General features: G+C 50.7%; 15 protein-coding genes and 1 pseudogene. 12 read left to right on the top strand and 4 right to left on the bottom strand.

Annotated elements, in window-relative coordinates:
• Positions 1–3: 3 nt before the first annotated feature.
• Both yaaA and H6A13_RS07540 read left to right on the top strand, forming a co-directional pair.
• Complete coding sequence (yaaA, locus tag H6A13_RS07545; RefSeq protein WP_204909004.1) at positions 4–744, top strand: peroxide stress protein YaaA; 741 nt, start codon at positions 4–6, stop codon at positions 742–744.
• 110 nt (positions 745–854) lie between these two features.
• A pseudogene (locus H6A13_RS07540) lies at positions 855–968 on the top strand (helix-turn-helix transcriptional regulator); the annotation flags it as partial.
• 739 nt (positions 969–1,707) lie between these two features.
• Here H6A13_RS07540 and H6A13_RS07535 read toward each other — a convergent pair.
• The 4 genes from H6A13_RS07535 to H6A13_RS07520 form a co-directional block, all read right to left on the bottom strand.
• A complete protein-coding gene (locus tag H6A13_RS07535; RefSeq protein WP_002578721.1) occupies positions 1,708–2,253 on the bottom strand; it encodes a P-loop nucleotide/nucleoside kinase family protein in 546 nt (181 codons plus the stop codon).
• A gap of 199 nt (positions 2,254–2,452) precedes the next feature.
• On the bottom strand, positions 2,453–3,229 hold the full coding sequence (ant(9), locus tag H6A13_RS07530; protein ID WP_204909003.1) for an aminoglycoside nucleotidyltransferase ANT(9): 777 nt from the start codon (positions 3,227–3,229) through the stop codon (positions 2,453–2,455).
• A 24-nt stretch (positions 3,230–3,253) separates the two neighbouring features.
• Positions 3,254–4,024 (bottom strand): nucleoside phosphorylase, encoded by a 771-nt coding sequence (locus tag H6A13_RS07525; RefSeq protein WP_002578723.1) that lies wholly within the window; start codon positions 4,022–4,024, stop codon positions 3,254–3,256.
• Between the two features lie 24 nt (positions 4,025–4,048).
• Entirely contained in the window at positions 4,049–4,846 is a 798-nt protein-coding gene (locus H6A13_RS07520) for a helix-turn-helix domain-containing protein (protein ID WP_002578724.1), read from the bottom strand.
• A gap of 338 nt (positions 4,847–5,184) precedes the next feature.
• Here H6A13_RS07520 and H6A13_RS07515 point away from each other — a divergent pair, with 338 nt between their 5' ends.
• The 10 genes from H6A13_RS07515 to H6A13_RS07470 form a co-directional block, all read left to right on the top strand.
• Entirely contained in the window at positions 5,185–5,598 is a 414-nt protein-coding gene (locus H6A13_RS07515) for a cysteine-rich VLP domain-containing protein (protein WP_204909002.1), read from the top strand.
• A 111-nt stretch (positions 5,599–5,709) separates the two neighbouring features.
• Positions 5,710–6,105 carry a replication initiator protein A gene (locus H6A13_RS07510; protein ID WP_204909001.1) on the top strand — a complete coding sequence of 132 codons (396 nt, stop codon included), beginning with the start codon at positions 5,710–5,712 and terminating at the stop codon, positions 6,103–6,105.
• Positions 6,106–6,287: 182 nt separating this feature from the next.
• Positions 6,288–7,232 carry a MobV family relaxase gene (mobV, locus tag H6A13_RS07505; RefSeq protein WP_204909000.1) on the top strand — a complete coding sequence of 315 codons (945 nt, stop codon included), beginning with the start codon at positions 6,288–6,290 and terminating at the stop codon, positions 7,230–7,232.
• Positions 7,233–7,304: 72 nt separating this feature from the next.
• The gene (locus H6A13_RS07500; protein ID WP_002334813.1) at positions 7,305–7,499 is read left to right on the top strand and encodes a hypothetical protein; all 195 of its coding nucleotides are present in this window, start codon (positions 7,305–7,307) and stop codon (positions 7,497–7,499) included.
• Between the two features lie 100 nt (positions 7,500–7,599).
• Complete coding sequence (locus tag H6A13_RS07495; RefSeq protein ID WP_204908999.1) at positions 7,600–9,222, top strand: recombinase family protein; 1,623 nt, start codon at positions 7,600–7,602, stop codon at positions 9,220–9,222.
• An 88-nt stretch (positions 9,223–9,310) separates the two neighbouring features.
• Positions 9,311–10,198, top strand: coding sequence for an XRE family transcriptional regulator (locus tag H6A13_RS07490; RefSeq protein WP_204908998.1), 888 nt, complete (start codon positions 9,311–9,313; stop codon positions 10,196–10,198).
• A 28-nt stretch (positions 10,199–10,226) separates the two neighbouring features.
• The gene (locus tag H6A13_RS07485; protein WP_204908997.1) at positions 10,227–10,907 is read left to right on the top strand and encodes a response regulator transcription factor; all 681 of its coding nucleotides are present in this window, start codon (positions 10,227–10,229) and stop codon (positions 10,905–10,907) included.
• The gene (locus H6A13_RS07480; RefSeq protein WP_204908996.1) at positions 10,900–11,829 is read left to right on the top strand and encodes a sensor histidine kinase; all 930 of its coding nucleotides are present in this window, start codon (positions 10,900–10,902) and stop codon (positions 11,827–11,829) included. Before H6A13_RS07485 ends, H6A13_RS07480 begins: the two co-directional genes overlap by 8 nt.
• A gap of 99 nt (positions 11,830–11,928) precedes the next feature.
• Positions 11,929–12,615, top strand: a complete 687-nt coding sequence (locus H6A13_RS07475) for an ABC transporter ATP-binding protein (RefSeq protein WP_204908995.1) — start codon at positions 11,929–11,931, stop codon at positions 12,613–12,615.
• 1 nt (position 12,616) lies between these two features.
• On the top strand, positions 12,617–14,599 hold a 1,983-nt coding region (locus H6A13_RS07470), incomplete at its 3' end, for an ABC transporter permease (protein ID WP_204908994.1).

The raw sequence follows: 14,599 nt of genomic DNA, 5'->3' as shown, positions 1-14,599 counted from the left end.
GTCATGAAGATCCTCTTATCACCGGCAAAGAAAATGAATGTGAATACGGACGACCTGGCGCCAGAGGGCCTGCCGGTTTTTATGGAGCAGACAGAAGAGATCCTTCAGTTCCTGCAGGGCTTGTCCTATGGGGAGGCGAAGAAGCTGTGGGCCTGCAACGACAGGATCGCAGAGCAGAATTATGACAGGCTGAAACACATGGATCTCTGTCACGGGCTGACTCCGGCCATCCTCTCCTATGAAGGGATCGCATATCAGTATATGGCGCCCGCCGTATTCGAGTCCGGGCAGCTTCAGTATGTGCAGGAACATCTGCGGATCCTGTCGGCATTTTACGGCGTGGTGAAACCGCTGGACGGTGTGACGCCCTACCGCCTAGAAATGCAGGCCAAGGCAAAGATCGGCGGAAAGAAGGATCTGTATGAGTACTGGGGCGAGCACCTGTACCGGGAGGTCCTGGACGAGAGCCGGATCCTCATCAATCTGGCGTCAAAAGAATATTCCCGCTGTGTTGAGAAATATCTGCAGCCGGAGGATGTGTATATCACCTGCGTCTTCGGTGAATTTTCCGGGGAGAAGATCGTGCAGAAAGGCGTGTATGCCAAGATGGCCAGAGGCGAGATGGTGCGGTATATGGCGGAGAATCGGATCCGGGATCCGGAGGAGATGAAGCGGTTTGACCGATTGGGATATACATACCGGGCGGAGCTGTCTGACGAGAGGACATTTATATTTATCAAATAGTCATTTTAATCCCTGGTTTATTTTTTCAACCATTCATTTAACAACGGCGTTATTGTTCCTTATATTTCACTCTGTTATCATGAGAGTAGAAATACAAGGAGGTGTCCGTTATGAAAATCAATGAGATTATTCGGGAGAAGAGAAAAGCCTTATCTTTGACGCAGGAGCAGATCGCAGATTTTTTAGGGGTATCCACACCGGCTGTCAGTAAGTGGGAGAAAGGGGGTTCACTTAGATAAAGATACCACATCAATCCCACGCTGACTTTTGCTCAACCGATACAGCCGGAGGGCTGGATAACAAGAAAAGGCGGTATGCGCCCCGTGGAGGGGTAGCGTACCGCCTTTTCTTGTGGGGGTTTCCAAAGGGGGCAACGCCCCCATTTGGCACACGACTTTGCGAAGCAAAGTGTAGTGTGTTATACGCTCTGTCGGCGTTGCCGTGAAAATGCCGTTGCCGCCGGGGAGGGCAAGGGCATTTGAAGCGGCAGGAAAACAGGGCTGTGCTTGCGTGGCGTAGAGCCGTAAGCACAGGTCTGGTTTCAACAGCAGACTGGGCGTATATGAAAGCCCCCGTCCCTCGTCCTACGCTCCGACTTGTGGACAAAGTGTCCCGAAGTTGTGGCTACACTCCCGGAAAAGTAACAGGACAGCGGGCAACCGTCAAGGCTGAAATGAACGGGCTTACACCCGGCCTTGACCGCCACCCGCCGTCCCGCTGAATGGGTGAACAAGGCGACCAATCCCTCAAAGTGCTTGGCCGCTCTCTTTCTGATTTTGGAGTGTTTCTTTTCTCATAATTGAAATGGGCGGGAAGCCATTTTAGGGCTTTCCCGCCTTGATTGCCCATCAGCAAAGACAGACGGGACGGTCAACGGCGGCGCATGAAATGCGCCGTTCATCTTGACCGTTGACTGGCTTTGCTATTTCTCTGATAAATGAAATTTCGATTTTTAGAAATCGTTTAAGATAGCAATGCGGCTCCACTTGAAATTTTTTCTTTTACTGCAAAAACAGCCTCTTGGATAGAATAGGTTGTCGTTTCTATAACATTCGATTCATATATCCCCAAATTACAAAATTGCTCCCACATTGTTTCTACTAATTCAACATTTGTTTTTCTGTCTAATTTTGAACGTTCCACAGCTCGTTTCATAGTTTCTTCTTTACTGGCTCTTAAAACAATATAGTGTACTTCATAATCTTCTCGAACAAGGGCTCTCCATGGTTCTAAAAACCACGGCCCGACAATTCCATCTACAATTACATCATATCCGCCGCGGGCATAGCGCTTTGCAGCTTCTAAAAAGGCTTCAATGACAACTAAATTTTGTTCGTTGGACTCTGGTAAATGCGGCGGTATTGCTCCTTTGCTTAAATAATGAAAAAAGTCGTCTGTGTGCATATGCACAGATTTATCCATGTTCGATTCTTTTGCGACAATCGACGCAGTTGTTGTCTTTCCTGTTCCCGGCGAACCTGTAATCACAATAATTCTTCCTTGATTCATCTACATTCTCCCTCGCAATTCAGATTTACCGCTCTCTTTCTGATTTTGGAGCGTTTCTTCTCTCAAGATTGAAATGGGCGGGAAGCCATTTTAGGGCTTTCCCGCCTTGATTGCCCATCAGCAAAGACGGGCGGGACTGTCAACGGCGGCGCATTTATGCGCCGTTCATCTTGACCGTTGATTGGCCCCGCTAACTTTGCTACTCTGTTCTAAGTAATTCCTCAATTTGTTTTTTCATATATTCTACAAGTACCATCGCTTCCTTTTCTACTGTCTCCCATTCATCAGACAAATTTCCCAAATAAGCTTCCTTTGCCGTTGTTAGCAGGGGGGGAAATCTCTCCGGCAATTTTAAAATTACCCATTTTGCGGCAACATCTTTTGTCGTGATTTCTTCTGTTACTAAAGTAAACCACATTCGTGATAAGGTTAATAACACATTTCTTTCATCACCCTTAAAGCTGGAAATCAAACCAGGTAAAGAAAACCGAATTGCTTTTTTAATTTCGTGAAATGGGATAGCGGGAATAAGCTCTTTGCTTTCCGCCCCCTTCAAAGTTATGCTATTTTTTCTTGCTTGCCATAATAAAATCATTATATCTGGGTCATTGCAGGCTTGCGGATATTCTCCTGCTTCCATCTCTCCCCTTAGCCATTCACCATACATATACTGACATTTTGGCGGAAATTGCAACGGAACAATATCAGATTGATTGATAATAGTTACCTCTAAAGGTCTTTTTTCAATACAGCCTACGGAGCCAGAAATTTTCAATAATTGCTTTGTTAGATCTGCTCTGATTGAATTACTCAATTCTTGTTTAGTAATTATCAGTATATCTATATCACTATCTGGACGCAGCCCATTCATTGTTGCTGAACCATATAAATATATCCCCAATATTTGACCTTGTAATATGGTTTCTGCTATTGAAATAACTTGATTTACTTGTTGTGGAAATTCATTTATATTCATTGTAACTCCTATATGTATTTATTTTTACTCCTCAACAACTGATAAAACAGCGTCTAAGGCTAATTCTAAGGCTATGGATATACTTGTTTTTCCCCATTCTCTTTCTTGGTATTTATGAGGGTCTGCAAGAGTATCGGCTGAAAAAAGCAGCATAGCCCATGTAACTTTTCTAAATTTTGCACACGCCGCCAATGCGGAACATTCCATTTCTACTACTTGACATCCCTCTTCTTTCCGATACTGAACCATTTCTACTGTTTCTCGATAAAAACCGTCTGTTGTCCATGTTTTAACTTCCCAATATGGTATATTCTTTTGGCTTAAAGCAGATTCAATCGCATTTATACCAGCCTTTGAAATCTCTACTTCTCGGGAGGGAGGAAGATAATGGTAAGATGTTCCCTCATCTCTCAATGCAGAAACAGGTATCAAAAATCTATTTTCCGGGATGTCTTCCAATACGCCGCAGGAGCCGACGGAAATAATCTTTGTTACACCCCCTGCAATTAAATATTCTAAAACTTGGACGGCAGCAGCACTTCCCACAGGAGCCGGACATAGACATATTTTCTCCTGATTATAAAGACATTCATAAATAGGATATCGTCTTGTTGCACTTTCAAATTCATCTATCTGTATTCCATCATGGGTATGTGCATAATTTTCAACCTCGTCTCCTAAAAAAGCAAACACTGCTTTTGCAGGAAAACATTTTTTCCCATTTCCCGGCTGAAAAACAGCTTTTGATGCGGTATCGTACTCTAAAACAGGGTAGTCATGCTTTACTAATGGCATATTATTATCTCGAATAACAGGCTATTATTCTATTCCTTTCATCATCTTTTTTGCCAACTGCTTGAACAGGTCGGCAGTTTCTTCATCCATCGGCGTAAGCTGTCCGATCTGTCCGGCAACCATCGCCGCTACATCGTCAATGGAAAGCGGGTTTTGCTTCTGTTCCGCCAATGCGTCCCGCATGGCTTGGAACATCGCGGCGGTCACAGCTTCTCCCGGCTGTTCCCCGTTGTCAATGTCTTTCTTAATATCCCGCAGGATAGCAAGGAACACATTTTTGATTTTCTCAATCTCCGCCTCATGTTCCCCCATCTTCTGGGCGTTCAAAAGCTGTAAATCCTGCTTTGCTTCCGCCCGGTGTTCCGGGTGTTCTTTCATCAGGTCGGACAGGGAAGCCGTTGCTATCTCGATAAGCTGGTTTCTTGCTGTTATGCCTTTTGCCGCTGTGTCCTGAAAATAAATCCGTATCAAATCTATCAGCTTAGGAAAATTCCTGTGTTCCAACAGGCGGTTGAGGATTTGCACATCAACAGCACCCGTCACGAGCCCCCTCACGGCTCCCTCGGACAAGCCTAATTCAGAAATATCGTAGCTTTTGCGGACGCTCACGGTAGACAAGCCCAGTATGTAGTCTGTCGATACCTTAAATTCCTTTGCCACACCTATGAGAATATCACTGCTGACCGTTCTCGTTTCGCCGCTGACAATGCGGCTCAACTGGGAAGCGGAAACGCCTATCTTCTCCGCAAGTTCCTTTTGTGTGATATGGTTTCCGTTGCATAAATCGGAAATCCGCTGTCCGGGTGTTCCGGGTAAAGCCATAGACACGCACCTCCTCCGCATACTTCCATTATACAGGATGATTGCAAAAATGCAATTTCCAAAGTGTAAACTTCATCAAAATGCAATTCTCGCAAAATTCCGGGGATTGCATTTTTTTCGTGTAGACTTAGGGTAGTTCATCGATGGACAGCACCTTGAAAACAGAATGACCGTCCGAAAAGGAATACCCCGGCTGGGGAAGCACCGCAAGGAACCGGACTTCGGGACAAAATGTCCCGAAGCTGCGGGGAGCGTGCCAACGCCGGAACACACCGCAGGAATGGGGCAGGAAACCTTTTCGGGGAGAACGGCAACGGAAAGCAAAATGGAGGGAACGCATGAGAGATAACCCCTATAAAGACTTGCCGCCGCTGGAGCGCAGGCCGGACGGTTCCCTTTACCGCATGACACCGGCCCAGAAGAAACAGGCGGCCAGCCTGATACGCCGGGAGTGCTGTTGCTGTGAGGACGGCAACTGCATTGTCCTTGATGATGGGGACACCTGCACCTGCCCGCAGACGGTTTCTTTCTCGGTCTGCTGTAAGTGGTTCCGCTGGGCGGTCTTGCCGCTGGACGGGACGCTGGAAGCGGAGATTTTCCGGGATAAGGACTTGAAACGCTGTGCGGTCTGCGGCGGTGTGTTCGTCCCCAAATCCAACCGGGCAAAATACTGCCCCGGCTGTGCCGCCAGAGTTCACAGGCGGCAGAAAACAGAAAGTGAACGGAAAAGGAGGTCTGCTGTGGACAGTTAGGAGCGAAAAAAGCCTTGATTTATCAGGCTTTGCAAGCCCCAAACCGGGGCAGGTGGTATAAAGTATCGCCCGCCCCGGAAAACGGGCTTCTAACCGTCCACAAAACGAACTATGACAAATACCATCTATATCCATCAGCCGGAAAAGGCGTTCAGCTTCACCCGGCTCCCGAATTTCCTCTTTGAAGCCCCCACATTCAAGCCCCTGTCTAACGAGGCAAAGGTTCTGTACGCCTTTATCCTGCGCCGGACAGAGTTATCCCGCAAGAATGGGTGGGCGGATGACTGCGGACGGATTTTCCTGTATTACCCTATCTGTGAAGTGGTCACACTGCTCCATTGTGGGCGGCAGAAAGCGATGAATACCCTGCGGGAACTGCGATACGCCGGACTGGTGGAGATCCAGAAGCAGGGCTGTGGAAAACCCAACCGCATTTTCCCAAAATCCTATGAAGCGGTTCCAAACACCGACTTCAAGAAATCCGGTTCTGGTACGCCGGAGGACTGAAAACCGTACCCATGAAGTACGGAAATCACTCCTGAGACGTACGAAAACCGGACGGTATATAGAAATACAAAGATAAAAAGATTGATTTATATTCTATCCATTCCAATCCTATCCGAGCTATTTTCTGCGGGATTTTCCCTGTGGAAAACCCCGGATAGGAAAGAAATGAGGAAAGGAGCAGAATGGCACAACACGCAATTTTGCGGTTTGAGAAGCACAAGGGCAACCCGGCAAGGCCGCTGGAAGCCCATCACGAAAGACAGAAAGAACAATACGCCAGTAACCCCGACATTGACACAAGCCGGAGCAAATACAATTTCCATATCGTCAAGCCGGAGGGACGCTATTACCACTTCATTCAGAGCCGTATCGAGCAGGCCGGATGCCGGACAAGGAAAGACAGCACACGGTTTGTCGATACGCTGATAACCGCCAGCCCGGAGTTTTTCAAGGGGAAATCCCCAAAGGAGATACAGGCGTTCTTCCAAAGGGCGGCGGACTTCCTCATTGGACGGGTAGGACAGGAAAATATCGTGTCGGCGGTGGTACACATGGACGAGAAAACGCCCCACCTGCATTTGACCTTTGTTCCGCTGACAAAGGACAACCGCCTGTGTGCAAAGGAGATTATCGGCAACCGGGCAAACCTGACGAAGTGGCAGGATGATTTTCACGCCTATATGGTGGAGAAATATCCCGACTTGGAGCGTGGGGAGAGTGCCAGCAAGACAGGCCGGAAGCATATCCCCACCCGGCTTTTCAAACAGGCGGTTTCCCTCTCCAAACAGGCCAGAGCCATTGAAGCCGCCCTTGACGGCATTAACCCGCTGAACGCCGGAAAGAAAAAAGAGGAAGCCCTCTCCCTGTTGAAAAAGTGGTTTCCGCAGATGGAGAACTTCTCCGGGCAGCTGAAAAAGTACAAGGTCACGATCAAAGACCTTTTGGAAGAAAATCAAAAGCTGGAAGCAAGGGCAAAGGCCAGTGAAAGCGGCAAGATGAAAGATACGATGGAACGGGCAAAGCTGAAAAGCGAACTGGACAATTTACAGCGGCTGGTTGACCGTATCCCGCCGGATATACTGGCGGAACTGAAACGTCAGCAGCGGCACACGGTAAAGGAAAGGTGATAGATATAAGCAGAAATTTTCGCCGCCTTTGTGCGGCATTGTACCTTGAAAACTGAATATGGAGGACACTAGATGGCAAAAAGCGAAAGCGATATTTTTACACCCCGGACAGGGCAGGTCATACAAGCAGAGAACGGCACGCAGTATTTTGTATGTGGGAACAACCGTATAAAAATCTCCGAACACTTCGCCGCAGGCGGGAAGCCCCTCGGTGATCTGATTGTAGATGTGGTGCGGCATACCGCAGAAAAAGCCGCTTCAACCTGATAGCCCATCATTGATAACACGCCCACGCTTATGATATAATTGCCATAGAGCAAAAGTATTGTAAGCGTGGGTTGTTTCTTTAGAAGGAGGATTTTTAACGGTGAAACAACCTTACAATACTACGATTTACAACACGGCGCTTTATATGAGATTGAGCCGGGACGATGAACTGCAAGGAGAAAGCGGGAGTATTCAGACACAACGCATGATGCTCCGGCAATATGCCGCCGAGCATAGCCTGAATGTCATAGATGAATATATCGACGATGGATGGTCTGGAACGAACTTTGACAGGCCGGATTTTCAGAGAATGATTGATGACATTGAGGACGGGAAAATCAACTGCGTTGTTACGAAGGATTTATCCCGCTTAGGCAGAAACTACATTCTGACCGGCCAGTACACGGAAATCTACTTTCCCAGCAAAGGAGTCCGCTATATCGCTGTCAATGACAATGTGGACACCATCAACGGAGAGAATGAGCTTGCCCCATTCCTCAACATTCTGAATGAAATGCACGCTCGCCAGACCAGCAAAAAGGTAAAGGCGGCCATGCGGACACGGTTCGCAAATGGCGCACACTATGGAGCCTATGCTCCGCTTGGCTATGTCAAAGACCCGGATAAGAAAGGCCATCTTCTGATTGACCCGGAAACAAGGTGGATTATCGAAAAGATTTTTGACCTTGCCGTTCATGGCCGGGGAGCCGCCAGCATTACACGGATTTTGGTCGAAGAAAAAGTACCTACTCCCGGCTGGCTGAATTTCCAGAGATACGGCACTTTCGCAAATATCTATGCCGGAGCGCCGGAGGAAAAAGCCTATGCGTGGACGATAGCGCAGGTAAAAAGTATTCTGAAAGAGGAAACCTATATCGGACACAGCGTCCACAATAAGCAGACCAACATTTCATTCAAAAACAAGAAGAAAGTACGCAAGCCAAAAGAGGAATGGTATCGTGTGGAGAACACCCACGAAGCGATTATTTCCGAAGATGTGTTCCGGCAAGTACAGGAGCAGATTTGCAACAGGCGCAGACGGCAGAAGAACGGCACAACACAGATATTTTCCGGGCTGGTAAAATGTGCGGACTGCGGCTGGTCGCTGGCCTATGGGGAGAACAGGCAGAACAGCAAGCCTTACGGCCATTATCATTGTAGCAAGTACGGGCAAGGATTGCACCAGTGTTCCATGCACTATATCCGCTATGATGTGCTTTATGCCTATGTCCTTTCCCGTCTGCAATACTGGTCTGTGCTGGCACAGCAGGACGGGGACAAACTTCTGAAACGGCTACTTAACGCCAGCGACAAGGAACGCAATACCGCAAGGAAGCGGCAGACAGCCGAACTGAAAAAGGCGGAGAAGCGCAAAGCAGAAGTAGACACCCTGTTTGCAAAAATGTATGAGGACTGGTCTGCCGGACGCATTACAGAATACAATTTCAATATGCTGTCCGAAAAGTATCAGGGCGAACAGCGAGAATTGGACGCAAAAATTGAACGGCTTCACAAAGCGATGGAGGCCGCCGCCCAGACAGCGGTTGACGCTGAAAAGTGGATAGGTCTGATGAAACAGTATGTCAATCCCACAGAATTGACGGCTGAACTTCTGAATACGCTGATTGAAAAAATCCTTGTCCATGAAGCGGTCAAAAGTGAGGACGGAAGCCGGGAACAGGAGGTAGAAATCTTCTACCGCTTTATCGGTAAAATCGAATGACACATCTTGAAATACCCAACAATATCTTTAACTAAGGGAAACGGGCGCTGCGTATCCGGATATTACCCTTCTGCCGGCTCTGGCGCGTTTGCTGAAAACCGATCTGAACACGCTGCTTTCTTTCCAGGAGGATCTGACCGAGATAGAGATTGAAAATTTTGTCAATGACCTCGATAAGACGGTTCAGGAGCAGAGCTATGAGGCTGCTTTTCAGAAGGCAATGGACAAAATACGGGAATATCCTACGTGCGACAGACTGATCTATTCGGCGATTCTCTATTTGGAGGGAGCGCTTGCTCTTTATAACGTATCTTCCGGTGAGCGCTATCAGGAAGTATATGAAACCTTTTACAGGCGTTTGGCCGCAAGTGAAATTCCGGAGATCCGGGATACCGCAACCAGTATGCTGATTTCCTATGCGCGCAACCGGGGAGATTTTGCAAAGGCAGAGGAACTGATCAATGCCCTGCCCTTTTCTGCAATAGATAAAGAAGAACAGTTAGGGATCCTTTATCAGCGCCAGGAACGATATCAGGACGCGGAAAAAATCTGGGAGCATCGCGTCATAAAAGGTGTGGCTGAGCTTCAAAGGGATCTGATCAATATGCTGGAAATCGCATTACAAGAAAAACGGGAGAAGGACGCAGAATTTCTGGCAGATTTGCAGGAATCTCTGAACCGTCAGTTTTATTTCCCGGAATGGATGTGCTACAATGCTCATTTGCAGCTTGCCCTGGTTAAAAAAGATAAAGACGAGAGTCTGTCGATCCTTCAAAAAATGCTGCCGTCCATGAAAAAAGAGTGGAAAATACAAAGGTCCCCCTTATATCGTAATGCAGATGGCAATGATTCCACCTGGCTTTCAGGCAGGCTGGCAAAAACATTTGCCGATGAGATAGCAAATAACGAAGAATACGCATTTCTTCGGGAAGGTTCGGAATTGGAAGAACTGCTGGCGCAATTGGAAGCCTTATAATTTCGTATGATCAGAAGAGGAGTAACCTATGGAGACCATTCTCATCATTGAAGACGACGCGGCTCTGGCTTTGGGCCTTTGCCGGGCGCTAAAAAGTGAAGACCGCACACTGCAAAGCTGCGGGAAGATCCGGGAAGCCCGCCGGCTCCTTAGGGAGGCGCAGCCGGATCTTGTAATCCTGGACGTGAACCTGCCGGACGGAAGCGGGTTTGATTTCCTGGGGGAAATCAAAGGAAAGGGGGCGGCTCCGGTCATCCTTCTTACAGCCAATGATATGGAGACAGACATCGTGGCAGGGCTGGAGGCGGGAGCCGACGACTACATCACCAAGCCCTTCAGCCTGGCTGTGCTGCGGGCCCGGGTCAATACGCAGCTGAGGCGGAAAAAGGAGACGGAAAGCCGGCAGGATGTCCGGTGGGAATCCGGCAGATACCGGTTCCTCTTTGACCGGATGGAGTATCTGGTGGAGGGGACTCCGGTGGAACTAAGTAAAAATGAGCAGAAGTTGCTCCGGATCCTGGTGGAGAACGAGGGCCGGATCGTAAAGCGGGAGACGCTGATCGACCGGATCTGGACCGACGGCGCGGAGTATGTGGACGAGAACGCCCTGTCCGTTACGGTGAAACGGCTGCGGGACAAGCTGGCGGCAGGGGAGTGGATCGAGACGGTCTACGGGACCGGATACCGGTGGGTGAAGCAGCATGGATAGAGGAATGATGATCCTGGCAGCAGCCTGCATTCTGGGCAGCGTCCTGTTTGCCATATATTCATATCGAAAAGAGAGACGGACCGCGGAGCGGCTCCGGCGGATGCTGGAGGCGGCAAGGAGCGGGCAGTTCCGCGAGACCAGGTTTGACGAGAGCGTGTGTTCTGCGCTGGAAAGCGAGATGGCGGATTACTTAAGCGCCGTAGAGCGATCCAGAGAGGCGGCTGCGGAGGAGAAGGAGAAGATCAAGACCCTGATCGCGGACATTTCCCATCAGACCAAGACGCCCATTGCCAATCTGCTGCTTTATACAGAGCTTCTGGAAGAGCGGGAGTTAAGTCCGGAGAACCGGGAGTATCTGACCGCCCTCGGGAAGCAGGCGGAGAAACTGCATTTCCTGATCGGGGCGCTGATCAAAATGTCCCGGCTGGAGACAGGGATCATCACCCTGCACCCCAAAGAGCAGGATGTGAAGGAACTGCTGGCAGAGGTCACAGGCGCCTACCGGGAAAAGGCAGAGAGGAAAGGTCTGAAGCTGACCGACTGTTCCGGGCCTGCCACGGCCTGGTTTGACCGGAAGTGGACGGCAGAAGCTGTGGGCAATATCCTGGACAACGCGGTCAAATATACCAGCCGGGGCGGGATCGAAGTGCGCACCCGGCGGTACGAACTTTTTACGGCCATTGAGGTAGAAGATACCGGCCCGGGAATTGCCGAGGAAGACATCCCGGAACTCTTCGGCCGGTTCCGCCGGGGAGAAGAAACGGCGGAGCAGGAGGGCGTGGGGGTCGGCCTCTATCTGGCGCGGGAGATCCTGGCGGGAGAGGGAGGATATATCAAAGTGTCTTCCCGGAAAGGGCAGGGATCGGTGTTTTCCATTTTCCTGCCAAATCAGGGAAAGGGAAATCTTTCAGAACTGTCATAATTGTTTTTGGCGCTGAAAGATTCTGGAAAGAATACCATGAGATAATCTGTATGAACGGTACATTCATACAGATTTTTTCAGTTGAAAGGGGAGCAGGTTATGGAAGTTCTGAAAGCAGTCAATCTTACAAAAATATACGGGAAAGGGGAAAATCAGGTGCGGGCCCTTGACGGGGTCAGCCTGTCTGTGGAGCAGGGGCAGTTCGCAGCCGTGGTGGGCACTTCCGGCTCCGGAAAGTCCACACTCCTCCACATGCTGGGCGGCCTGGACCGGCCGGACAAAGGAAAGGTGTATGTGGACGGAAAAGACATCTTTTCTCTGAAGGAGGAGGCCCTGACCATTTTCCGGCGCCGGAAGATCGGCTTTGTGTTCCAGTCCTACAATCTGGTGCCGGTGCTGAGCGTTTATGAAAATGTAGCGCTCCCGGTGGAACTGGACGGGAAAAAGGCGGACCGGGCGTTTATCGAGGAGATCCTGGATACGCTGGGAATCCTGCAGAAAGCCAGAAGCCTCCCGGGGCAGCTCTCCGGCGGACAGCAGCAGCGCGCGGCCATCGCAAGAGCCCTGGCCTCCCGGCCTTCGATCCTTCTGTGCGACGAGCCCACCGGCAACCTGGACAGCCGCACATCCCAGGATGTGCTGGGACTTTTGAAACTGTCCGGCCAGAAGTTCGGGCAGACCATCGTCATGATCACCCACAACGAGGAGATTGCCCAGATGGCGGACCGGATCATACGGATCGAGGACGGGCGGATCCTTTCTTCCAGAGGAAGGAGGGAAGCGTAGCATGCGGGTCAAAAACAGGAAAACCATCTGGAACCTGAGCCTCAAGTCCTTTCGGGCCTCCGGGAAGCGGAACCTGATCGCAGTGGTGGCCATCGTGCTGACCACGGTCCTCTTTACCTCTCTTTTCACCATTGTGATGTCGTTAAATGAGAGCTATCAGACTTACACCTTCCGACAGATCGGCGGGTATGCCCACGGCACCTTTAAGGACGTGACGGATAAACAGGCAGAGGAGATCAAAGGGCATAAGAAAGTAAAAGCCGCCGGGGAGCGGATCGTGGCGGGGATCATCGCGGAGGGCGTCTTTGCCAGAGTCCCGGCGGAAGTCAGCTACATGGACGAAAATGATACAAAGTGGAGCTATATTGATCTGAAAGAAGGCCGGGAGCCGGAAGGGAAAAAGGAGATCATCCTGGACGACGCGGCGCTTGAACTGCTGGGCGTGACGCCGGAACTGGGAGCCGAGGTCACCCTCACCTACCAGGTGTCCGACAAGAAGCAGAACGGGGGAGTGCGGACGGACACCTTCACTCTTGTGGGATGGTGGGAGTACGATCCTGTCATGCCGGTGCATTACATCAATGTTTCCAGAGCCTATATGGAAGAACTGGAGCGGGACATGACAGGGGAGGGCCTGGAGCCCTTCCGGAGGGACTTAAATGTAATGCTCTCCTCCAGCCTGGATATTGACGGCACCATGGAAGAGATTGAAGAGGATCTGGGATACCAGAGAGATGATCCGGGAGCGGATACCTATCTGAACTACGGGGTAAACTGGGGCTATACCACGGCCCAGGCAGCAGCGGAACTGGATCCCGGCCTTCTGGCTGCCATGGCGGCATTCCTCCTTCTGGTGATCTTCACCGGATATCTGATCATCTACAACATTTTCCAGATCTCCGTGACAGGGGATATCCGCTACTATGGCCTTCTGAAGACCATCGGGGTGACGCCCAGGCAGCTTCGGCGGATCATCCGGCAGCAGGCCCTTCTGCTGTGCGGGATCGGCTGTCCGCTGGGGCTGATCGCCGGCTGGCTGGTGGGATCCGGCCTGGTGCCGGTAGTCCTTGCCAGGACCAGCCTGGAGACGATCCGGACAGAGGTCAGCAGTTCGCCCCTGATCTTCGCGGCGTCTGCGCTGTTCGCGGTGGCGACGGTGCTGCTCTCCTGCGGGCGGCCGGGCCGGATGGCGGCGAAAGTCTCTCCCGTGGAGGCGGTAAAATATACGGAAACCGGCATTTCTTCCCGGAAGGAGCGAAGAAGCAGCCGGGCCGGGATCGGCGGGATGGCTTTTGCCAACCTGGGAAGGAATAAAAAGCGCACCGCACTGGTGGTGATCTCCCTGTCTCTGTCGGTGGTGCTGCTGGCCCTTACCTTCCAGTTTACCGGCGGATTCAGCATGGAGAAGTATCTGGAGCAGAAGACCTGCGCGGATTTTATCGTGGGGAACACGGACTACTTCCGGTTCCAGGCAAATGGGCCGGAATCTGGCCTCACAGGAGAGACGGTGGAGCAGATCCGGGAGAATACGGAAGAAGCGGACGCAGGTCAGGCCTGGGCGGTGCCTGGAGTCAAGCCCAATGTGTGGCTTGACGAAGAACAGTTCCGCAGCCTGCCATTTGCAGGGCCTGAAGAGCAGGTCAACCAGGAACTTCAGATCCGGGAAAAACGGGGAGACAAGATCCAGGCATCGCTTCAGCCTGAGGGCATGGACGACGCCCTGCTGGACAAGCTGACGGTCCTGGAAGGGAGCCTGGAACCCCTGCGGGACCCGGAGGGCAGAGCCATCGCTCTTCCGGTGGAGACCGATGATTACGGGACGCCCCAGATGACGGAGCATTATCCAAAGCCGGGAGACAAACTGACGGTGACCTATGTGGACGAGGGGTACTATGCGGACTCCCGGACCGGGGAGCCGGTGACAGACGCCACGCCGGAGGAATATGTCCAGTATCATATAGAAAAAAGCCATGACGTGGAATAC

The organism is Mordavella massiliensis (genome assembly GCF_016902415.1).
Taxonomy (GTDB): Bacteria; Bacillota; Clostridia; order Lachnospirales; family Lachnospiraceae; genus Merdimonas; species Merdimonas faecigallinarum.
Note: the sequence above shows the minus strand (reverse complement) of the source record. Positions and strands in the feature narration are given on the sequence as shown.

Excerpts from the sequence above, each read along its gene's own strand:
- H6A13_RS07520 (WP_002578724.1), bottom strand. The coding sequence starts at position 4,846 with ATGGCTTTACCCGGAACACCCGGACAGCGGATTTCCGATTTATGCAAC.
- yaaA (WP_204909004.1), top strand. The coding sequence starts at position 4 with ATGAAGATCCTCTTATCACCGGCAAAGAAAATGAATGTGAATACGGAC.
- H6A13_RS07535 (WP_002578721.1), bottom strand. The coding sequence starts at position 2,253 with ATGAATCAAGGAAGAATTATTGTGATTACAGGTTCGCCGGGAACAGGA.
- H6A13_RS07515 (WP_204909002.1), top strand. The coding sequence starts at position 5,185 with ATGAGAGATAACCCCTATAAAGACTTGCCGCCGCTGGAGCGCAGGCCG.
- H6A13_RS07510 (WP_204909001.1), top strand. The coding sequence starts at position 5,710 with ATGACAAATACCATCTATATCCATCAGCCGGAAAAGGCGTTCAGCTTC.
- H6A13_RS07500 (WP_002334813.1), top strand. The coding sequence starts at position 7,305 with ATGGCAAAAAGCGAAAGCGATATTTTTACACCCCGGACAGGGCAGGTC.
- H6A13_RS07480 (WP_204908996.1), top strand. The coding sequence starts at position 10,900 with ATGGATAGAGGAATGATGATCCTGGCAGCAGCCTGCATTCTGGGCAGC.
- H6A13_RS07485 (WP_204908997.1), top strand. The coding sequence starts at position 10,227 with ATGGAGACCATTCTCATCATTGAAGACGACGCGGCTCTGGCTTTGGGC.
- H6A13_RS07475 (WP_204908995.1), top strand. The coding sequence starts at position 11,929 with ATGGAAGTTCTGAAAGCAGTCAATCTTACAAAAATATACGGGAAAGGG.
- H6A13_RS07525 (WP_002578723.1), bottom strand. The coding sequence starts at position 4,024 with ATGCCATTAGTAAAGCATGACTACCCTGTTTTAGAGTACGATACCGCA.
- mobV (WP_204909000.1), top strand. The coding sequence starts at position 6,288 with ATGGCACAACACGCAATTTTGCGGTTTGAGAAGCACAAGGGCAACCCG.